The sequence below is a fragment of the Bacteroidota bacterium genome (genome assembly GCA_008933805.1).
In the GTDB taxonomy this organism is placed as follows: Bacteria; Bacteroidota; Bacteroidia; order UBA8524; family UBA8524; genus SB11.
Map to the genome: position 1 here is coordinate 118180 of WBUH01000003.1, position 22040 is coordinate 140219.

Sequence of the window (22040 nt, forward strand, 5' to 3'; positions counted from 1 at the left end):
TAGCCGAAGGGTTTAAAAGGGTTGTGCGTTGCCTGCATGCACTTCTTGTGCATTCAATACTTTGTATTTATGCAGTCTCATTGCGTCGCCTTGCCCGTGAATAAATGCCACTACCTTTAAATGTGGCTTGCGGTAGGCTGAAATATCAATGCTGAAAGTAGCGGAGTATTGGGTGTTTGCAAGTGTATTGCCTGCCGGAATTGCTTGCCCCCAAAACGGACTAATCGCTGCACGGTACACATCGTTATGTACATAGTTTTTTATGGGATGACCGCGACCAAACAGTTGGGGCACGGTAGCATCGGTGTTGTAATAGTTGGCTTGCCAGTAGCCTTCATCGCCTGTTACACTGTCTTCAAGCAGCAACACCGTAAGCGATAACGGCTCGATAATAGTTTGGCTAAACTTCACCCCTACTTTAACATCCATCATCGAGTTGTTGATGGTAGAAGCATCAACACTAATACCACAAGCGGGTTGCAATGCCACATTACCCGCAATGGGTGTGCCCCAGTTACCGCCTGCAAACAACAACTTTGTAGTATCACCGGGTAAATGGTTTCTGTTGATGGCTGCAAAAGGAGTACCCAGTAACCCAAACATCGCGGCTATGTTTTGCCCCTCCAGCGTAGCCATGCTATCCCCGCCAAACTGTCCTGTGGGCAGGTGGTAATGCACCGATATAACTTTGCCATTGTATTGCTTCTTAAATGCTTCAATGTCCAAATCGGCACGCCCGCAATTACCGCAACTGGTGGTGGTAAATTTTTCAACCAGCACCTTTTGGCTAAACCCTTCGGGCTTTTGTGCAGCCGCGGGAGGATTGTCTTTTTTGCACGAATAAAGCAATGCTGTAACAGCGCATAACAGTATAGCCCCTTTTTTAACCATATTTCCTTTATGAATAAATACCTCTGATATAATGACGACAAAAAAACCCGACGGGTTGTTGCGCAGGTATAAACGAACTATGTTTGGTTTATTGTGTAAATGCCATGGTAGCAATGCTGATGCTTTTGGGGTTTGCCTGCAACAGCATTTGGGCACAAGCCTCAAGAGTGGCACCTGTAGTAAGGGTATCATCTACCAGCAATACTTTTTTACCACTGATGTGTTGCGGATTTATTAGGGTGTATTTTTCGTCGGCATTTACCCAACGTTGCCAACGGCTCTTCTTGGTTTGACTTTCGGTAGCCGTGGTCTTTAGCAATACATCCGTCAAGGTTGGGGCTTCTGTAATAGATGAAAGTCCTTTGGCAAACCACTCGCTTTGGTTAAAACCCCGCTTGCGTTGTTTGGCTGCGTGCATGGGCACAGGTATTACCACCTCAATCCCGTTAAACCTGTTTGATGCTTGTAGCTCTTGCCCCATCAAGCGCCCCATATATTCGGCAAGCTCCTTTTCGCCCTTATATTTTATGCGGTGCATTATCTTTTGGGTAGCATTGCCTTTTCGAAAATATAAAAACGATGAGCCCGCTTCAATTTCCACTCGTCCCCAAAAGGCTTGTTCGGCAGGATTAGGCGTTTGCCTTGAAAACCCCGTATAGGGCAACGATAGCAAACAGTTGATGCAAACAAACTCCTCGCCTTGCAGCAATTCGCCGTTGCAACCCGCGCATACTTGGGGGTAAAACAAGGCCAAAAAATCTGCAAACAAGGGCATGGTGCAATATGTTGATTTGTTGTTGTTTTTGCAATTACTGTTCAATGGCACGGGGTTGAAACCCCATGCTGTTACGATTAGCTACGGACTTAAGTCCGTAGCTAATAGGTAATTTCATAAGCGGCAGGTTGAAACCTGCCGCACAACGTTAATTTTCAACGAACATTTCGACGGGTATAAAACCCGCCGTTGTTGAGAAAGCTCGTCCCGAATGGTTTAAAACCATTCGGGACGCTCGCAGATAAAAGACCCGAATTTTATATTCGGGTTAATGTAACGAAAATTTCCATACCACGAAGTCATCAAGATGCATAAACCGTTGTCTTCCAACATGGCGTCTTAGTGGCAAAAACATCTTATTGAATGGGAAACCGTTTTGGAAAGCGGACATAAAACCCGTCGTTTTTGAGGGCTAACTCATATCACAAACTTTTCAAAATCACTTCCATCAACTTATCAATTCCCTTCTCTTTGATAGATTGGCGTTCGCTATAATAATTGCAAGTAAGTTTAAGTAGTTTGGCCTCGTTGTCTTCATAAAATGTTTCAATCGTAACATTTCCATACAAACGGTCAAGTTTGCTTATGTCCGTTGTTTCAAAAATAGTAGCGGGCTTCAGGTAATGTCGGTCAATGGTTTGCTTTACCCCGCCGTCCAGCGTTTGTTGCTTTTGGTCGCTCATGTAATTAAAGTAACCCTCGGCAATCAACGTTTCCTGCATCAAATCCATTAAGTAAGTAAAGTCACCATCAAAAAAATCATCACCATAATGCAGTACCATCATGCTATACTGCGGTTGACGGATAATATCACACCGCGCATCTCCCTGGCCAAAAAACGACGATTCGTATATCTCTTTAAATACATTTAGCAATTGTTTGCGCCGGTCTCCGGCCTTCCATTCGGCATAAGCAGCTTTGTATTCTTCAGTACGCTTTAAAACAGAAGGTTGCATGTGTATTGTATAAATTTAATTGACAAAACAATGTTACAACTTTAAGATTAACAATTTTGGTATAAATATGGTTAATATAAGGGGTAAACTATGCACAGACAAAGGCCTGAACACTTTTTTACCCTTTAGCATCAACACTTAAGAGTGAAAAATTTTCCGAAAGCATGACATTCTGTCGCGATTATCTTAATTTTGAAATCTAACCTGAGTAATGGACATACAATCCGTAAAACAGCGGTTTGAAATCATAGGCAACTCGCCTATGCTTAATATCGCCTTAGAAACTGCCGTAAAAGTGTCTCCCACTGATATTACCGTGCTGATAAACGGTGAAAGCGGTGTGGGTAAAGAGGCTTTTTCGAAAATTATACACCACCTTAGCAACCGTAAACACGGGCCTTTTATTGCCGTAAACTGCGGTGCAATACCCGAAGGAACCATCGATAGTGAACTTTTCGGTCACGAAAAAGGAGCCTTTACAGGCGCGCACGATACCCGCAAGGGCTACTTTGAAACCGTAAACGGCGGCACTATATTTTTGGACGAGGTAGGAGAACTGCCTCTTGAAACCCAAGCCCGCTTGCTGCGCGTTTTAGAAAGCGGTGAGTTTATTAAAGTAGGCTCATCCAAAGTACAAAAAACCGACGTCCGTGTGGTGGCTGCAACCAACCGCGATTTGCAAGAAGGTACCCAACGCGGACGTTTCCGTGAAGATTTGTACTATCGTCTTTCTACGGTACCTATTAAGGTGCCCCCTTTGCGCGACCGCAAAGAAGATATTTACCTGTTGTTTTTAAAGTTTGCCGATGTATTTGCCGATAAATACCGCACCGAGCCCTTAAGGCTTGACGCAGAAGGTCGCCAAATGCTGATGAGTTACCGCTGGCCGGGCAATATCCGCCAAATGCGTAACCTTATAGAACAGCTTAGTGTGTTAGAAGCTGGTAATGTTATTGACGGAAACACGCTGATGCGCTACTTACCCCGCGAAAGCACAGTCCCTATGCTCTCGGGAAGTGAAAGCGGTAACAATAACTTTAGCGAACGCGATATTTTTTATAAAGTGCTGTTTGATTTGCGCAAGGACGTGATGGATTTGAAAAAAGTAGTGCTGGGTTTGGTTGAAAACGTGGGCAACGGCAATGATTTTGTGGCTACCAACAGCGAACTGATTAAAAACGTACTGGAGGTTGACGATATTAATGTACACCATCACAGCAGCCCTTCACAGCCTGTACTGATAAGCAACCCCGCCCCTGCATTGCACAACGAGGTGTTTATTGAAGCTACCGATGCAAGCCGCGATGATGAAAGCCTTTCATTGGAGCAGAAAGAGAAGGAAATGATTAGCAAAGCCCTTACAAAATATAAAGGTCGCCGTAAAAAAGCCGCCAACGAATTAGGCATTTCGGAACGAACATTGTACAGAAAGATAAAGCAATATGATATTGAGTAAATACCGCCGTTTGCGCATACCTGCTTTGTTTTTTGTGCTTCTTTTCACGCTTACTGCATTTCAATCGTGCGGAGTGTACACCTTTAGCGGTGCTAACATAGGCACCGCCAAAACCATCAGCATTGATTTTATACAAAACAAAGCGTCGCTGGTTTCGCCTTCACTTAGCCAAGTGTTTACAGAAAAACTGAAAGACAAGTTTTTACGTGAAACTACATTGAAACTGGTAGATGCCGGCGGCGATATGCACCTTAGCGGTACTATTATAGATTATGCCATTGCTCCTGTGGCCTTGCAGGGTACTACCCAAGCAGCACAAAACAGGCTGACGGTGAAATCAAACATAAAATTTACCAACAAAACCGAGGAAAAATTTAATTTTGAGCAGGTGTTTCAAAACTTCACCGATTTTGATGCATCCATCAACTTCTCGTCCCGCGAACGTACTTTGAACGAAACGGTAATTGATATGATGGTGCAAGATGTATTTAACAAAGCTGTAATAAATTGGTAAGCCCTCAAAAAATCTCCTCGTACCTGCGTAAGCCGTTTGAATTGGATGCAAATGCTGAAACCGAACTGCGCGGACTGATAAAAGAATATCCCTATTTCAACAACGCTTGGTTATTGTTGGCTCGTAGCCTGCACAACCAAAAAAGCGACCGCTTTGCCGAGGTATTGCCACAAGCTGCCATGCAAGCCGGCGACCGCAGCTTGTTGTATAAACTAGTGAATATTGACGAGGCCGATGCTGCTGATTTAATAAAACAAGTTGAACAAACAGCACCCCAACAACCACAAGTAGTTGAGACGGTTGCTGCAGTTGAATCATTACCCCAAACAGAACCTGTTGTGGTAGCAGAAGAGCCTATAGCGATGGCTGTTGAAGCTGAACCGGCTATTCAAGCTATTGAAATAGAACCCGAGCCACAAAACGAAGAGGCCGAAAAAATGGCATCAGCATACGATGAGTTTTTGGGTGCTGCTTCTGAAGAAAACAAGAATGCCGATTTTGAACACTTTGAAATAACACCCACTGTTGCTGCCGAACCTGTAAGCATAACAACATGGGGAGATGATACTGCCGAAGAAGAGTTTGAATTACAGGTAGCCGACCACTTGGATAATGACGGCGACGGTGTAATTGTTCCTTCGCCATCTGTAGATACCTCAGAAGAGAGTTTTGAACTTACTATGCTGGATACCATTGCTACCCAGCATGACGAGGTGGTAGCCGAGGCTGATTTATACAATACGGAAGAAGATTTTGTTTTAGACATTGCTGAAAAGGTAGCCGAGTTGGAAAGTGAAACCTACACAGCTGCTTTTGAGCCTGAAATAACCGCCCAACCGGAACCTGAAGAAGAACTACAAGCTCCTGTGGAAGAAATGCAACCCATTGCATTTAAACTATCACCCCCTATCAGCGAAACTCCCGCTCCGGTTGAAATCCCTGAAGCTGAAGAAACTCAAGAGGCCAGTGTGTTGATAACACAGGGTACTTTTTTTGAGTGGCTTGAACAACTTAAAAAACACACTCCTGAAAAGCAGGCGAAAGAAACAAGCGTCCCAGTTGTAAATGATGTAATACCTGCACCAACTGTACCTGTGGAGGCACCTGTTACCACACCACCGGTAATCCTTGCCGTTGAGACGCCTGCCCCTACTCCTGCTGAACCCGTAAAAAAATCTAACGTTGATGACATCATCAGCCGTTTTATAGCCATCAACCCAACAATATCCCGCCCAAAAACTGAGTTCTTCAACCCGCTTATCAAATCAAAAGAAAGCGATACCATGAACGATGATTTGGCAACTGAAACATTGGCAAAAATATACCGCAGCCAAAACCTTGTGGAGCGCGCTATGGATGTGTATGTGCGCCTAATGGCTAAATACCCCGAAAAGGCTGCCGAATATCAAAAGGCGATTGATGAAATGATTGACGAAGAAGGCTAAGCCTTATTTGTACAACCATTTTGCCATTAGCTTTTGCAGCAAGGGTATCGCCACAAAAACCATCAACGGTACTACTATAGCAGTTATCAGCAGTGTACGCAACGGCAACGGGTTAATTTGCATAAAAACAGGACCTAAAAAGGTAAACATCAGGGTGATGATAGGGTAAATGGCAATCCATATTAATATGGCCATTTTCCATTTCTTGGGAGGCTTCATCTATATCTCTTAAAATTTATGGGCAAATTGTCGCAATGCTTATGCCATAATAAGGCAGCGTGTTAGTTTATTCCTAATTTCACAATGTGTTAACATAAATTGCAATTATTTTGCACGCAGATTATGAGCCCCAAACCCACCGAAACCAATATACATCACGGTAAAAACCCGCTAAGTAAGTATCAAGGCTACTTGGGCGAGTTTGTTTATGGCGGTATCGACGGTTGTGTCACAACCTTTGCCGTTGTGGCAGGTGCTGCCGGTGCCGGTTTGGGCAGTGATGTGATTTTGATTTTGGGTTTTGCCAACCTGTTTGCCGACGGTTTTGCAATGAGTGTGGGTAGTTACCTAAGTGCGAAGGCCGAGCAGGATAACTACGAAAAGCACAAACGCCACGAGTATTGGGAAATTGAAAACTACCGCGAAAAGGAGATTGAAGAAATACGTGAGATATACATTGCCAAAGGATTTGAAGGCGAGTTGCTTGAAAAAGCTATTGAGGTAATTACTGCCGATAAAGACCGCTGGGTGGATGTGATGATGAAAGAGGAGCTGGAAATGTTTGAAAGCAGTAAAGCCCCTATTCAATCAGGGTTAATGACCTTTATTTCGTTTGTAATAGTGGGGTTTGTCCCCATTATGGTATATGTACTGGACTATTTGTTGATGCTTGATTTAGGCCAAAAAGCTTTCATTTGGTCGGCAGGGTTAACCGCTTTCGGGTTTATCAGTGTAGGGTACTTAAAGTCCATTGTAAACCATACCAGCAAAAAGAAAGGTATCATAGAAACCCTTGTGTTGGGCACTATCGCCGCCCTTGTAGCCTACTTCCTCGGCGATTTCTTAGAAGGCTTCCTAAAGTAAGATTTGCATTTATTGCAAATTTAAAAATACCTGTAAGCAGTAATTGCCATAACTACTCCTTATAACTGCCATAGGTTTGTGTTGTTAATCATCATAACCTATGGAAAAATTAAAATTCAGTAAAGACGAAGGTTCTTTATTTTACAGTGCTCTTACGCAACGGATAAATACTTATTTTGAAGCCAACGGTTTATCACACAGGGGTGGTTCATTAATGGCTTTCAAAATTTGTTTATATTTTGGATTAGTAGCACTGTTTTACATTCTAACCTTAGCATCCCCTTCGCTCGCAGCATTCTACATATTCTATTTATTAATGGGAGTATTTGTGCTGCTCACCGCATTTAATGTATCACACGACGCTGCACACGGGGTTGCCGTAAAAAATAAAAAACTAAACGATTTCTTATTTGAGCTTAGTTTTAACCTGCAAGGAAACAATGCTTATATCTGGAAAAAATACCACAATGAATCGCACCACCTATATACCAATATTGAAGGCAGCGACATAGATGTGCTCAATAATCCGCTTATAAGGATGACGGATACACAACCTTTAAAAGGGTATCATAAATACCAGCATTTATACGCTCCGTTCTTATATTTATTGTATTCGCTTAATTGGTTCTTATTCCGCGAAACCCTTATGGCTATTGGTTACAGTAGTCGCACAATTACCATCAAAATTCCCCGGAAAGAAATTATTAAGCTCTTCACCTTCAAACTTGTTTATTTATTTTTCATGATTGCCCTTCCGATATGGGTAGTGCCGTTTACATGGGTACATATTTTATGGGCGTTTTTGCTAAACCACCTTATCGTATCTGTAATCTTTACCTCGGTACTAGGTGTATCGCACCTGTCCGACCACGTTGAACACCCTCAACCCGATGAAAACGGACGTTTAAATATGAGTTGGCCTAAGTTGCAAATGATAACCAGTGCCGATTATAACTCATCAAGTGTTTTTCTTAATTGGACATTGGGAGGCTTTAATGCGCACGCCATACACCATCTATTGCCAAACATTTGCCATGTTCATTACCTTAAAATTGTTCCTATTTTCAGGGAAACAGCCAAGGAATTCGGTGTTGAATACATCGAAATGCCTTACTACAAAGCATTACAATCTCACTTCAGGTTTTTAAAGAAAATGGGAAATGGAACTACAAATAAATAAACCCCGTTTTGCCAAAAACCCGCATGAAGATAAAATCTTCAGGGCGATTACTGCAGAAGTTAGTTTGTTTATGGCTAACACAACTAAAAGTAATGCCCCGATAATGATTGTAAAAGCTCTTTTGTATGTCGGGCTGTTTATAATCGGTTATGCCGGGATTATAACCGCTGAAACCACCTCCACCCTATTTATCTCTTATGCAGTAACAGGAATTTCATTGGTTTTATTGGGCTTAAACTTTGCACACGATTGCGCCCACGGTGCACTATTAAAATCAAAAACAGCTAATAACGCTGTTTACGAATCTCTGTTTACGCTAGTGGGTATTAACGGATACTTATGGAAAAAACGCCACACACATTCTCATCATAATTACCCTAACACTGAGGGGTACGATGTTGATATTGAACTAGGTAGTATTGTGCACCTGTCGGTTGCAGAGTCACCAAAAAATCACCATTCGGTTCAACATATTTACGCTCCGTTATTGTATGGAATCTATACCCTGTACTGGGTATTTTATAAAGATTTTGTGTTGTTCTTCAAAAAGCACCATGCAAATCTTACTTTCAAAAAACACAGCACTAAAGAGTATGTAAAACTGTTCGGAGGTAAGCTACTATACCTGACTTATATTTTTATCATACCATTACTGGTTACACCCTTCACAGTAGGCCAAATTACACTTGCCTTCCTGTTATTCCACTTTGCCGCCTCTTGGTTATTGCTGTTTACGTTCCTTATCACCCACCATGTTGAAAATACCCAATACTTTTCTGAACACGAAAAAGTACTCACCAGTTCATCATGGTTAATGCACCAAGTTCAAAGCTCAAATGATTTTCACGCTTGTAATACGGTAGCAAATTTTGTTTTTGGCGGATTTAACTGCCATGTTGCCCATCACTTGTTTCCTAACGTATCACACGTTCATTACCCCGAAATAAGTAGGATAATATACAGGCACTTATACTCCAATGGCATTACCCCCAACAAAACCACTTTCTTGGGCGGAGTACTATCACATATAAAACTGTTGAAAAAACTTGGCCGCCAGCATAATGCTACCTCAATCAGCTACGTAAAAATCTGAGGTGAGGTATGTTTGAGGTACAGTTTGGGTGATTTTATCAAAAATCGGTTCGCTGTTATTTTTTACCAAAAAGCTGTAAAACTCATCGCGCAATTTGTCTTCAGGCTTGGCGGGAGTGGTTACGTAAAAATCAGTACCAAACAATATTTTATTGCCGATGGCGGGGTCGTTCAAATCAGCCAACAGCTTTTTGTACAAAGCAAAATCATCGTCGGTATTGTATAACGTGTACGAAATATCAGTGTACACATTGGGAAACTCAGCCATTAATTGTTTAATTTCAGGATACCAGCCGTTGTTCTTTTTAGACCTCCCCAGCATACTATCGGCACCGCCGTAGTGAGCCAAGTTTATCTTAAGGTTTCTGAATCCCAACGTATCCAATACATAGCGGTAATTACGAGGGTCGGTAAAATTGCGTTGAAAATCATCGTTATCCTTAGATTTCAAGTCCAGATAATCAGGCCTGAAACGAGGATTACGTTTATTATCCAAATTACCGCGATAATAAGTAGGTCCTTGGGTACAATGGGTTAAAATGGGAATTTGGTGCTGCTCGGCATAGCCGTACATTTTATCCAGTTTTTCATCAAACGGATAATAACCCACCGCAGGGTATAGCTTTATCCCCACAAAACCGTGCACTTCAATATAATCCCTCACAAAATTTAACACCGCATCACCGTTGCTAAATCTATTAGGGTCTACAAACAAAAAGGGTAGTAAAATATCAGCATACCCGCTGTTGTTTTTACGTATATCAATAATCTCCTTCAATTGGTCGCGGTATATTTTGTTGGGTAAGCCGGCTCCCATTTGCTCCATGTCCATTGGCAACACTACAAACTTTACCGTACCCCATTCTTTATATACGCTCAGCAAATCATCAAATACATTTTTTTGAGTGGCCGACAAACCAATCTCAGCAAAGGTGAGGTAACGTCCTAATGACCGCTTAGGAGAATTTGGAGTTACCCAATTTGCAAATTTTGCGATAGCTCTGCCCACTCGGTCGCCGCTAATCCAGTTGGCTAATGGCACACCCATAGCGCGGTTGGGTACACAAGCTAATGTAAAAATATGTGTATGACAGTTATATATGCCCATGATAGGTTAGTTATTGTTTATGGTATTATTTGCGGGATTCTTTAAGTGTTTTTTTGGTATCGATTAGTTTTTTAAGGGCGTTGTACCAGAAATCGGCCCCGAATGAAATTGCAAACCCTGTACAGAGCCAGCCTAAAAGCGCAAACAACCCAAATTTCAGATAACCCCAAAACGATTCGTTGGCCTTATTTTTAACTTCAAAAAACGATTCTTTGTAATCGTAAAAGCTTTCCCAGCCCAAGGGTAAATTTAACTCTTCAATTATTTTACCGGCTTCTTTTGCGGCCACTAAATGCTTTTTAACCAATGAATCCTGACTAATATTTGATGCTGTATCCAGTGCTTGTATTTTGTTGAGACTGTCTGTCGTCTCTACATAATTCATAGCTGTTTGCACAATTATCTCACGTTGTGCATCTTCCTTCCACAAATACTCCACTAAAATTATACTGTTCACATTAAACACCACCGATACCACTGTGCCTAATACTATCATACGGGTTCTAAGGTCTCTCTTAAACCATCCGCCTGTGCGCTCCATGTAGGTATTAAACCACCCCTCAATATTTGCAATTGCCTTTTCAATGGCCAAATTTTTATCCAGCCCTTCGCTAATATCAAATATCCATGTTTCGGCAATCCGCTTAAAAGGCCCATCATTCAGCGTTTCAATACCGTTTTTAAGCTTCTCAAAAGGTGAAAGGGTATCGTATATGGCATCCTCCAATACATCGTATTTCTTCGTTTCATGGTTGAACCGCAACGATTTATTTCGCGAACGGTATTGAAGGATATCGGTAATGGCCACAGCAAAGTGATTTGAGCTAAGACCTGAGGGAAACACTTTGCGGGTTTCTTTTACACTATCTACCAACGGGTGTCGGTATAGTTCATCTGCAAAGTTGTTGTTGTGCGGGTCGTTCAGTACATCGGTAAGTACCTTTTTTAAGAATCTTCCCCTGCGATTGTACAAAGATTGGTAAAGCTCATAAATACCTGAAACTGCTATGCTGAACAGCATGTAGATAAAGGCCAATGAAAGCAATACATCAATAGCTTTTGCTTGTAGCATTGTATAGTTATTGGTTAATAGGTTTTTTGTAAAACTCACCCAAAATTATTGTTTATCTGTTAAATTATAAACAAGTGTTTTTTGGTAATTTGTTCTACATGATAATTGGGCTTATTTGCCCATGGCCTTATAAATTTCGGCAACGCTGTTTTCCCACGTATGCGATAGCGCATAGGTTATCCGTTTTTGTTTCAGCAAGGTATCCGTTTCGTTTAGTGCCTGCTCAATCATGGTAAGATAATCGGCTTCGCTTTCTGCCAAATACACATAACCTTCAAAAATCTCCATTGCCTCTGTTTTGGTAGCCACCGTGGGTTTGCCCATTGCAAGGTATTCATCAATTTTGCGGGGATAGTTACCAATAGTTACTTCGTTAAGTATTTGCGGGTTCAAAGCCACATCAAAACTCGAAAGGTAGGCAGGCAGTTCGTCGGGCTTTTTAGGGCCTGTGAAAAATACGTTGGCTAATTGGTGTAATGCACTGTTTTTAAATGCATCATCCTCTGGCCCTACTAGCACCAGATTCCATTGCGGACGCTGGCGGGCAATGTTTTCAAGCAATTTTACATCCAGCCTAAGGCCGTACAATGCCCCTATATATCCAACGCGGGGACGGTTGATGTGTTGAATGTCTTGAGGCTCTGCGTGAGTTATCTCTGCGCTGAATTGTTCAGTCTCACACCCTTGTCCAACATAATAGCTTTTGGGGTTGTGCTTTTGTGCCACACGTGCCAAATACACGGAGTTTGCAGTTACCAAATCGGCTTTTTGCATTAAGGCGGGCTCAATGCGCAAACCGTGGCGTTTCCAATAATCTACGGCCAGCAAATTATCGCGCGTGTAGTAAATATATTGCGTGGGTTGTAGCAGTTCTTTGAGGTAAAAACTGCGAAACATATCGCTATCATTAAACAGTGCAAAGTCTTTAAAATCAAGCTCTGCTATGGCTTTCTTAATTTCACCGGCAAACCTGCGGTTATTGCGTTTGTTAAAAAAATCGAACAAAAAACCATCTGGCAAACGGTTAATAGATTCTAACCTGCAATTGGGAAAAAACTGCCAGATATTATCCCCCACCTTTTGCAGTTGCGGTTCATGCCCCGCCATCACAGCAAGTCGTTTTTTTACCTGAGGGTCGTCCTTTCTGTTCAGTAAAGTGTTTCTGTCAAGCGGTGAGTTCACATAAATAACCCTATTATTTTTACTCACCTCCAAGGCAATGTTTTTGCAATTGCTTCCAATCGGCAAATCCCACGGTTGTAAGCCTACAAACACAAAATCCCTGTCCTTTACATTATACGCACTCCCCATAGTACTAATAATTTGTTAATATGTTCAGCGACTAAATTAGTTATTTCGGGCTTCGCTACTACTTGTTAACAGGTTAATTTTTAAAAAAATGTCGCACGGCAACATTTCTAATCGCACACAAAACATTTATAAATCACTGCTAGCCTTAGCATTAGCAATAACAGTGATAATTAACCTAAAAGCACAGTCATCCCTTAACGAAACGGGGTTCTTGCTGAACGATCCCATCGATACGATAAAAAGAGACACGCTTATCTTCAATTTGGATGTTGATATTAGCCAGCAATTGTTGCCGTTAGATACTATATTGCAGATTGCTTACTCAAACTCGCCCAATATTAAGTATGAATCGTCGATGATAAAATCCAAAGTGCACGATTACAGGTATAACCGTATGCTGTTCTTTCAGGGTTTCAGCGGCTTCTACAACTATGCGGTGGGTAACCAAACCATGATAATCACGGGCTCTACTCCGGTAGATAACTCGCAGTTATCAAACGGTTACAGGGCGGGGATAAACATATCGTTGCCTTTTTCAACCTTGTTTGGGCAAAACCAAAAAAATAAAACGTTGCGCGCCCTTATTGAAGCCGCCACACACCGTAGAGACCAAATTGAGTTAGAACTTCGCAGGGAGATTTTGAGGGTGTATGTGAACATGATTGAAGCCCAACGTAAACTTACTGTTCGTAACGAGGATGCCCAATCATCGTTTTTATCAGCACAGGTAGCAGAGATTGAGTTGGCTGAAGGAAAAATAAACACCACGGAATATGCCCGTGTAAAGAATATTTATGCCATTGCGCAAAACAACGTTGAGCAGGAAAGAGCCAACTTTTTACGCGCATTTTTTGATTTTGAAACCTTGGTGGGAGTGGAAATGAAATACCTTAAAAAGAAACCTGCAACTACTACCCCTACCCCAACTACGCCCAACAAAAATTAGAAGATGACGCTGCTCGGATTTGTAAGATTAGTGATAAAGAGGCTCCCGTGGCTCATCATATTCCCGGGATTATTAGCAGGTTTGGTGTTTTACCTAACAAAAAACCTTAGCAAAGAATACATTTCATCCACCATACTTTATACGGGTATCGCTTCAGGTGTTAACATCACCGATGGTGGCGAAAACCGTATGGATTACTTTGCGGTAAATACGGCCTTTGATAACCTTATCACCACCATAAAATCAAGAGAAACTCTTGAAGAGGTGGGCATGAAAATGTTGGCGCTGCACTTGTTGCAAAACAAGCCTGATGTAACCATTATTAACGAAAAGAGTTTTAAAAAGCTGCAAGAGTTAGTATCGGATTCGCTTCGGAAGGTACTTGTAGTGCCTGGTAATATTGATTCTACGTTTGCACGCATTGAACGTATTCGCTCATCTGCCAGCCGTAACCCAATAGCTGATATCATCAACTCAGGTACTTCGCATTATTCGGTACACAGTATTCTTGGTCGTTTGACGGTAATGCGCAAAATGAACAGCGATATGCTTGAAATGGCCTTTAGGGCTGATGACCAAGCTGTGTGTATGTATACATTACGTTTTTTAACCATAGTTGCCAAGCACCGCTATCGCTCTGTAAAAGGTTCTGAAAACCAAAACGTAATACGCTATTTTGAAGAACAGTTGCGCCGCGCTTTGGTTGATTTGCGTGCTGCCGAAGACCGTTTGAAAAACTTCGGGGTGCAAAACCGTATTATCAACTACCACGAACAATCAAAATATATTGCTGAAAGTAAGGAGCACATGACTACTGATTACTACAAAGAAGTCATGCATTTTGGTGCATCAAAAGCGGCATTGGAGCGTTTAGAGAAAAAGCTTGACGACCGTGAGATTGTGGTAGGTAATTACAAAGACTTATTGACTAAACGGCAAGAATTGGCAATTGCCAACCGTAAACTGGCCAATGCTAAAGTATATGGCGAAGCTCCTGAACTTATTGAGGAGCTTGAGTACGAGGTAGAGACTCTACAAGAAGAGATGCGCCAGCTTGCCAAACAGTATTACAAACTGAACAATACAGTAGAAAGCGTACCTCAACAAGAGTTATTGGGCGAATGGCTGAACAAAGTAATCGAGTACGAAGAATCTTCGGCAAGGATTACGGTGTTTGAAAAACGCTTGAAAGAATACGACCAGATTTATGACGAGTTTGCACCTTTAGGCTCAGAAGTTACCCGTCTTGAGCGTAATGTGGATGTAACTGAAAAAGAATACCTGTCAATCCTGCACGGTTTAAACCTTGCCAACCTGCGCCAGCAAAACCTTGAAATGGCTAACTCGCTTACCATTATGGACGAGCCGTTTTATCCGCTTACTCCCCAAGCGTCTAAACGTATGATAATGATTATCGCATCGTTTATTGCGGGTGCGGTATTGTTATTGGCGTTGTTTGTGGCTCAGGAAATTTTAGACCAAGCTGTACGAACTCCTGAAAAAGCGGTTAAATCATCAGGGCTTACTCTTGCAGGGGCATTGCCTGCCTTGCGTAAGGTAAAGTCGAAAGTAATAGTAGAGCAGGTAGAGCAATCGCTTACCGAGCAACTGATTACCAGTATCACCATTGCTTTAAAAGAAGCCGAAAAGAAAAGTACCTATTACCAAATAAATACATTTAGTGCCCGCCAAGGCGATGGAAAAACATGGCTGAATCAGCGTATTGCCAACCGCTTTGCCCAAATAGGAAATAAGGTGTTGTATTTGTACCCTGAAACTTCTCCGTTAGGCTCGATAGAACTTGATGAACGCGTTGTGGCCATACCTTACGAGGTTAACGGCGGCTTTTTTGCAACCGATGGCATACAGGCATTACTTGCAGGAAAAGGCTATAACAGTTTTGAGTTTGGGTATGTGTTTTTAGAAATTCCCTTCCTCTCTCACAACACCGTACCGTATGATTTAGTGGCACAAGCCCACGTTTCATTATTGGTGATGAATGCCGAACGCTCATGGACAACTGCCCACGAACGCGTAGTAGGCTTATATGAAAAGGCTGCAAAAAATAAAGTGATGCTGGTGCTAAACCGCGTTACTCCTGAAATGCTTGAAAGTGTTTATGGCGAGATACCCAAACACCGCTCACCACTTAGACGCATTATTAAACGGATTTTAAGCAGAGGGGCTATATAATCCCAAACAAATACCCATGTGGCAACGGCTAAAACATATTATGCAAAGCAATGCATTTGCATCGCTGGCAGGCAATGGAATGGGTGCTGTATTGGGAATTGGTACACTTGCTATACAAGCCCGCACGCTTAGCAAGAATGACTTGGGAAGCTGGCTGGTTTTTATCACCACCTTTACTCTTTTTGATGTAATCCGTTCGGGACTAATTCTAAATCCCGTTATCCGTAACATGGCCGGTGCCAAAACACAAGGCGAGCAGCAAACCATAGCCGGTGCGGCTTGGCAATTGTGTGTATTGTTTACCGCAATTGCCGTTGCAGTGTTCACGTTACCGGGGGTTGCCTTTTACGGTTGGTTTGCAAGTCTTGATATGGGCTTTTTTGTACAGTGGTTCTGGCTATTGGCCGTTATCACCTTGCCCCACAACCTTGCTACCTGGTTTTTAAATGCTTCGCAGCAATTTAAAAAAGTACAATGGGTACGTATTCTTAACCAAGCTTTGTTTTTAGGTTTCAACATTGCCAATTTCAGCCTCAATTTGGGGATTGATTATATTTTTTGGGGCTTTGTCATCAGCCAGTTAGCTACATCGTTACTTACACTTATTCTTGGCTGGAGCCGCATTACTGATTTTAGTAAAGGAGATAAACCTACCCGCCAAAAACTATTCAGTTTTGGCAAGTATAGCATGCTTACCCTACTGGTTTCAAACCTGTTACGCAGCAGCGATACTTACATTTTAGGGCTGCTGCTGGGGCCTGTGGCGGTGAGTATTTATAATATTCCCCAGCGTTTGTTGCAAATTTTTGAAATGCCGATAAGTGCCATCAGTATTACGCGACTGCCCATACTGGCAGGATTGCACAGCCATGGCAAGGAAGAGGAACTGACCAATGAGTTTCACAAAAGTGCAGGCGTATTGTGGTTGGGCATAATACCCGTAGCATTGTTATGCTTTATTTTTGCTGAACCTTTAGTGATTTTGCTGGGTGGAGAAGGCTTTCGCGAGTCGTCCTCGGTACTGCGTTTTTTTGCTGTTTATGCTGCTTTCCTTCCGCTTGAAAGGTATAGCGGTATTGGTTTAGATGTGGTGAATCAACCCCGTTTAAATCTGATAAAAGTGATACTTATGCTTGCTGTAAACATAGCAGGCGATTTTGCCGCCATCTACCTGTTTCCTAATGCCCCTGTGGCTGCGGTAGCGGGCATTTCGGTAATTACATTTGGCAGCGGAGTATTGCTGGGTTACAGCTTTTTGGGTAAACACATGAAGTTTTCATTTTCAGGCATTATAAGCAGCGGGTGGCAACAAATCGCCTCGCTGGCAGGCAAATTAAAGAGATAAACACCGTGGGAGAAAAAAACAGCTTATTCCGTGTATTGTGGCTGGCCCTTATTTTGGGTTTAGCGGCAGCCGGTTTGGCTTTTCTCATCACATCGGGCGGATTGGAAACCGCGGGCATATTTATTGTGCTGCCCATTGCTATTGGATTTGCAGCTATATGTATTGCAAAGCCCAAAACCGGACTTTTAATTTACCTGCATACCAGTTTCTTCAACAACGGACTTTTCAGGTTCTTCCCGCCTTCTATCCCCTACGGGTTGATGATTGATGCCATACTGGGGGTATGCGTGCTGGGTACTTTCTTTAGTGTTGACAAAAAAGACTTAAAACGAGCCAACAATCCACTGGTTTGGATAGTTGTAGTTTGGTTTTTATATACCCTTTTTCAGCTTGTAAACCCCGAAGCACGAAGCAAAGAAGCATGGTTTTATGCTGTGCGGGGGGTATCAATGTACTGGGTACAAACCCTGCCCCTTTTATTTATATGGATGCACAAGCGCGAAGACATGGAGAAGTTCATCCGCATTTGGCTGGGCTGGTCGTTTGTGGCTGCTTTGTGGGGTTTTAAACAACAATACATCGGCCTTGCAGGGGGCGAAGTAAAATGGCTTGAAGAAGGCGCAAAAGACACCCACATACTGATGGGTAAACTCCGTAGTTTCTCCTTTTACTCCGATGCGGGACAGTTTGGTGCAGCAATGGCGCATTGTGCATTGTACTGCATCATATTAGGCATGGGTGTAAAAGATACCCGACGGCGACTTATATACGGCGGGTTGGGCTTTATTTACTTTTGGGGATTTGCAGTGGCAGGAAGTCGGGGACCGTTATTTGTTATCGCCGCAGGATTTTTGATGTACCTGTTTTTGGTGCGGAATTTCAGGGTACTTGCAGTTGGTTTGGTGGCAGGGGCTTGCGCCTTTATCGTGCTTAAATACACCACTGTAGGGCAAGGTAACTACCAAATACAACGGATGCGTACCGCGCTCGACCCTCAGGATGCTTCGTTTCAGGTGCGTCTTGAAAACCAAGCAAAACTTAGGGTATATTTAGCTTCACGACCTATAGGAGGGGGTATTGGTGCCGGTGGTAACTGGGGTAAACGATTCACCCCCGGAACATTCCTTGCTGAAACTGCATTGGATAGCTGGTATGTGAAAATTTGGGTTGAAACAGGCGTAATAGGCCTTTGGATGCACATTTTGCAAATAGTAATTATACTTTACTACGGTTTCCGAAAAGTCTTTTTCTTAAACGATAACGAGCTGCGGCTCAAAACCATTGCCCTGCTCTGCGGGTTCTTTGGGGTTGCGGTAGCCAGCTACGGAAACCAAGTATTCGGGCAATTACCTACTTCAACCGTTTTATATTTCAGCATGGTATTCTTTTATTTGTGTGACGAATGGGATATACCCGACGATGAAGTAAAAAAGCCCGAACCTGAACGCAATTTAATGTGGTAACCTCTACACCTTTAGTAAGCATCATTACCGTAAACTATAACGGGGCCGAACACACCCTTGCTTTGTTGGATAGTTTACAAAAAATATCCTATCCTGCTATTGAGGTATGGGTGGTGGATAATGGCAGCCACGAAAACCCTGACGTTATCACCCAAAAACACCCTTGGGTGCATTTGGTAAAAAGTACCCAAAACTTAGGTTTTGCGGGGGGTAATAACTTAGCATTAAAACAAGCCACGGGTAAATATTGCCTGCTGATAAACAACGATACCGAAGTACCTGCCGGATTTTTAGAACCGTTGGTAGAGAAACTTGAAACCGACGCAAAGTGCGGTTGTGTAAGCCCAAAACTGGTATACAGTTATGCCCCCGACACTATGCAATATGCAGGCAGTTTTGGGTTTAATGTATATACAGGACGTGCATTTGCAAGGGGCAGCAAAGAAAAAGACGAAGGCCAATACAACGGTACCGAGAAAACCGAGATTGCACACGGTGCAGCAATGATGTTTCCTACACGTTTGCTTAAAGAAATCGGTTTGATGGCTGAGTTGTACTTTTTGTACTACGAGGAGATTGATTACTGCGAACGTATAAAGCGCGCAGGGTATGAGATTTGGTATGTGGGCAGCTCTACCGTGTATCACAAAGAGAGCATGAGTACGGGCAAAAAAAGCCCCCTCAAAACTTATTACCTGACCCGAAACCGCCTGCTTTTTGTGCGCAGAAACTTTAGCGGTTTGGCTAAATTATCCAGCGTATTGTTTTTTTATTTCGCCGCTATTCCTAAAAATTTAGTAACATTGGTAGTAAGAAAGGAGTGGAAATTAATTGTTCCTTTGCTGAGAGCTGCGTTTTGGAACTTAACGCACCACAACATACATACAAACGAGATTCTTAAATGATTATATTACAAATACTTGCATTGATCTTATTGCTATATGTCGGCTTCAACGTAGTTTATATGCTGATATATGCCCTTGCAGGTTTGTTTTACCGAAGGCCCCATTTCCCCGAGCGCGAACCGCAAGTTACCTTTTGCGTGATGGTGCCTGCATACAAAGGCGACAATGTGATTATAAACACTGTAACCGAAAACCTAAAACAAAGCTACCCCAATCACTTATACGACATTTATGTAATTGCCGACAGTTTTAAGCCTGAAACACTGGAAGAGCTTAAAAAATACAATGTGCGGGTAATTGAAGTACAATTTGAAAACAGTACCAAAGCCAAAGCCATCAACAAGGCGTTTGAAATAATTGAAGAGAAATACGATTACGTGGTATTGCTTGACGTTGACAACATTATGGAGCCTGCATTTTTGCAAAAACTGAACGACCGTTTGGTAAACAACGTGCAAATATTGCAAGCCCACCGTACTGCGCTTAATACTAATACCTCGTACGCATTGTTGGATGCCATCAGCGAGGAAATAAGCAACCATATTTTCCGCAAAGGGCACGCTGCATTAGGGTTTTCTAGTGCATTAATCGGCTCAGGCAAGGCAGCCGGGTTCAGGTTTTTTAAAGACATTATGAGCACTATTGATGCTGTAGGTGGCTTTGATAAAGAACTGGAACTGAAAATATTAAAACAACGCATCAAAATGTATTACTTAGAAGATGCGTATGTATATGACGAGAAAGTAGAAAAGGCCGATGTGTTCCAAAACCAACGTCGCCGTTGGCTTTCGGCACAGGTGTACTACCTGCGTAAAAACTTCTTTTCAGGCATTACCCAACTGTTTTACGGCAATTTTGATTACGCCGATAAAATTATGCAGTACATGCTGTTTCCAAAACTGCTGTTGTTGGGTTCATTGTTCATCATCACCCCTGTAGTTTACTTTTCAGGTCTTCCCTTGTATAGCAGTGCGTGGATAGTGTTGTTGGTGTTAAACATCATTACCCTTGCCATATCTGTACCCTCTCGCTTTTATACTGCACAAACTGCACAAGCAGTGCTTACCCTGCCTAAGGCGTTTTTCTTGTTCTTTAGCAACTTGTTTAAACTAAAAGGGGCCAATAAAAAATTCATTCACACCCCGCACGGGCAGAAAGAGGCAAAACCATGAGGATAGGGATTGAAGCACAACGCCTTTTTCGGAAGAAAAAACACGGTATGGATATCGTGGCGCTTGAACTGATAAAAGCGTTGCAAAAGATAGATACCGGCCATGAGTTTGTTGTGTTTGTAAGACCCGATACGGATGATAAAGTAATAACCCCCGGTGCTAATTTTGAAATAGTTAGGGTAGAAGGTTCCCCCTACCCCGTTTGGGAACAGTTTAAACTACCTCCTGCTGTAAAAAAATACGGTATTGATGTGCTGCATTGCACCGCCAATACTGCACCGCTAAACAGTTCAGCCCCAATAATTACTACCCTGCACGATATCATCTACCTTGAAAAACTGAATCTTACACAAGGCAGTATGTATCAGCGTATTGGAAACTTATACCGCCGCTGGAATGTGCCCCGTACAGTAAAAAAGAGTAAAATTATCACCACTGTATCTAACTTTGAACGTAAACGCATTTTAGACCATTTCAACCTGCCCGAAGAAAAGGTAGTAACGGTGTACAATGCGGTTGGGTCTCACTTTAAAAAGATTACCGACCCAACTGAATTGGAACGGGTGAAAAAGAAGTATAACCTGCCCGACGAATACTTGTTTTTTTTAGGAAATACCGACCCAAAAAAGAATGTTCGCGGGGTGCTGGCTGCGCTGGCAATACTGAAACAACAAGGCAAGTTACGTTTGCCCGTTGTGATGCCCGACCTTGACAGTTTGTATCTAACCCAAATCTTAAACGACATAAAAGCCCCCGATTTGGCAAACGATATTGTACTGTGCGGCTACATACCCAATGTAGAAATACCTGCTGTGTATAGCCGTGCCGTATTGTTCTTATACCCTTCGCTGCGCGAAAGTTTCGGGATACCTTTGCTGGAAGCAATGGCTTGCGGAGTGCCCGTGGTTACCTCAAACTCATCGCCAATGACTGAGGTGGCCGGCAATGCAGCACTTTACGCCGAAGCCGCCGAACCCGAATCGATAGCCGATAATATTGATATGTTGTTGAACAACGAGCAATACAGGCAACAGTTAATTGAGTTTGGTATGGAGCGGATTAAGTTGTTTTCTTGGGAAAACACAGCACGCCAAATGTTAAGCCTCTACGAAAAAATAGTATAACAAGATAGT

At 42.5% G+C, this 22040-nt stretch carries 20 protein-coding genes; 13 read left to right on the plus strand and 7 right to left on the minus strand.

Translation table 11 applies throughout. The features are described 5' to 3' along the window. Positions 1–12: 12 nt before the first annotated feature. The 3 genes from F9K23_04440 to F9K23_04450 form a co-directional block, all read right to left on the minus strand. The gene (locus F9K23_04440) at positions 13–1083 is read right to left on the minus strand and encodes an Omp28-related outer membrane protein (protein KAB2917636.1); all 1071 of its coding nucleotides are present in this window, start codon (positions 1081–1083) and stop codon (positions 13–15) included. Next, a complete protein-coding gene (locus F9K23_04445; protein ID KAB2917637.1) occupies positions 980–1666 on the minus strand; it encodes a ComF family protein in 687 nt (228 codons plus the stop codon). The genes F9K23_04440 and F9K23_04445 overlap by 104 nt, the downstream gene beginning before the upstream one ends. A gap of 422 nt (positions 1667–2088) precedes the next feature. Continuing rightward, complete coding sequence (locus F9K23_04450) at positions 2089–2622, minus strand: hypothetical protein (GenBank protein ID KAB2917638.1); 534 nt, start codon at positions 2620–2622, stop codon at positions 2089–2091. 211 nt (positions 2623–2833) lie between these two features. Here F9K23_04450 and F9K23_04455 point away from each other — a divergent pair, with 211 nt between their 5' ends. Genes F9K23_04455 through F9K23_04465 form a run of 3 tightly spaced genes read left to right on the plus strand, consistent with a single transcriptional unit; the run spans position 2834 to position 6037 of the window. Continuing rightward, the gene (locus F9K23_04455; protein ID KAB2917639.1) at positions 2834–4078 is read left to right on the plus strand and encodes an AAA domain-containing protein; all 1245 of its coding nucleotides are present in this window, start codon (positions 2834–2836) and stop codon (positions 4076–4078) included. Continuing rightward, positions 4065–4592 carry a hypothetical protein gene (locus F9K23_04460; protein ID KAB2917640.1) on the plus strand — a complete coding sequence of 176 codons (528 nt, stop codon included), beginning with the start codon at positions 4065–4067 and terminating at the stop codon, positions 4590–4592. The genes F9K23_04455 and F9K23_04460 overlap by 14 nt, the downstream gene beginning before the upstream one ends. After that, positions 4586–6037, plus strand: coding sequence for a hypothetical protein (locus tag F9K23_04465; protein KAB2917641.1), 1452 nt, complete (start codon positions 4586–4588; stop codon positions 6035–6037). The genes F9K23_04460 and F9K23_04465 overlap by 7 nt, the downstream gene beginning before the upstream one ends. Positions 6038–6040: 3 nt before the next feature. On the opposite strand, the gene F9K23_04470 is transcribed toward F9K23_04465, so the two are convergent. Further along, on the minus strand, positions 6041–6256 hold the full coding sequence (locus F9K23_04470) for a hypothetical protein (GenBank protein KAB2917642.1): 216 nt from the start codon (positions 6254–6256) through the stop codon (positions 6041–6043). A 123-nt stretch (positions 6257–6379) separates the two neighbouring features. Between F9K23_04470 and F9K23_04475 the strand changes: the two genes are divergently transcribed. From F9K23_04475 to F9K23_04485, 3 genes are all read left to right on the plus strand, one after another. Then, positions 6380–7120 (plus strand): hypothetical protein, encoded by a 741-nt coding sequence (locus F9K23_04475; protein ID KAB2917643.1) that lies wholly within the window; start codon positions 6380–6382, stop codon positions 7118–7120. A 100-nt stretch (positions 7121–7220) separates the two neighbouring features. Next, the gene (locus F9K23_04480) at positions 7221–8300 is read left to right on the plus strand and encodes an acyl-CoA desaturase (protein ID KAB2917644.1); all 1080 of its coding nucleotides are present in this window, start codon (positions 7221–7223) and stop codon (positions 8298–8300) included. After that, the gene (locus tag F9K23_04485; GenBank protein ID KAB2917645.1) at positions 8281–9393 is read left to right on the plus strand and encodes a hypothetical protein; all 1113 of its coding nucleotides are present in this window, start codon (positions 8281–8283) and stop codon (positions 9391–9393) included. The genes F9K23_04480 and F9K23_04485 overlap by 20 nt, the downstream gene beginning before the upstream one ends. Here the strand turns inward: F9K23_04485 and F9K23_04490 are convergent. From F9K23_04490 to F9K23_04500, 3 genes are all read right to left on the minus strand, one after another. After that, positions 9370–10500: an amidohydrolase family protein gene (locus F9K23_04490; protein ID KAB2917646.1), complete on the minus strand. Its 1131-nt coding sequence runs from the start codon at positions 10498–10500 to the stop codon at positions 9370–9372. The genes F9K23_04485 and F9K23_04490 overlap by 24 nt on opposite strands. 25 nt (positions 10501–10525) lie before the next feature. Continuing rightward, positions 10526–11572, minus strand: coding sequence for a hypothetical protein (locus F9K23_04495; protein ID KAB2917647.1), 1047 nt, complete (start codon positions 11570–11572; stop codon positions 10526–10528). A gap of 111 nt (positions 11573–11683) precedes the next feature. Beyond that, positions 11684–12883, minus strand: a complete 1200-nt coding sequence (locus F9K23_04500) for a glycosyltransferase family 1 protein (protein ID KAB2917648.1) — start codon at positions 12881–12883, stop codon at positions 11684–11686. A gap of 88 nt (positions 12884–12971) precedes the next feature. On the opposite strand from F9K23_04500, the gene F9K23_04505 reads away from it, so the two are divergent. The 7 genes from F9K23_04505 to F9K23_04535 are packed head-to-tail and all read left to right on the plus strand — an operon-like array spanning position 12972 to position 22031. Beyond that, positions 12972–13829: a TolC family protein gene (locus F9K23_04505; protein KAB2917649.1), complete on the plus strand. Its 858-nt coding sequence runs from the start codon at positions 12972–12974 to the stop codon at positions 13827–13829. A 30-nt stretch (positions 13830–13859) separates the two neighbouring features. After that, positions 13860–16022 (plus strand): hypothetical protein, encoded by a 2163-nt coding sequence (locus F9K23_04510; GenBank protein KAB2917650.1) that lies wholly within the window; start codon positions 13860–13862, stop codon positions 16020–16022. 16 nt (positions 16023–16038) lie between these two features. Next, complete coding sequence (locus tag F9K23_04515) at positions 16039–17367, plus strand: oligosaccharide flippase family protein (protein KAB2917651.1); 1329 nt, start codon at positions 16039–16041, stop codon at positions 17365–17367. 5 nt (positions 17368–17372) lie between these two features. After that, entirely contained in the window at positions 17373–18830 is a 1458-nt protein-coding gene (locus F9K23_04520; GenBank protein ID KAB2917652.1) for an O-antigen ligase family protein, read from the plus strand. Then, a complete protein-coding gene (locus tag F9K23_04525) occupies positions 18824–19735 on the plus strand; it encodes a glycosyltransferase family 2 protein (protein KAB2917653.1) in 912 nt (303 codons plus the stop codon). Before F9K23_04520 ends, F9K23_04525 begins: the two co-directional genes overlap by 7 nt. After that, positions 19732–20907, plus strand: coding sequence for a glycosyltransferase family 2 protein (locus tag F9K23_04530; protein KAB2917654.1), 1176 nt, complete (start codon positions 19732–19734; stop codon positions 20905–20907). The genes F9K23_04525 and F9K23_04530 overlap by 4 nt, the downstream gene beginning before the upstream one ends. Beyond that, positions 20904–22031 (plus strand): glycosyltransferase family 4 protein, encoded by a 1128-nt coding sequence (locus F9K23_04535; protein ID KAB2917655.1) that lies wholly within the window; start codon positions 20904–20906, stop codon positions 22029–22031. The genes F9K23_04530 and F9K23_04535 overlap by 4 nt, the downstream gene beginning before the upstream one ends. Positions 22032–22040 lie beyond the last annotated feature (9 nt).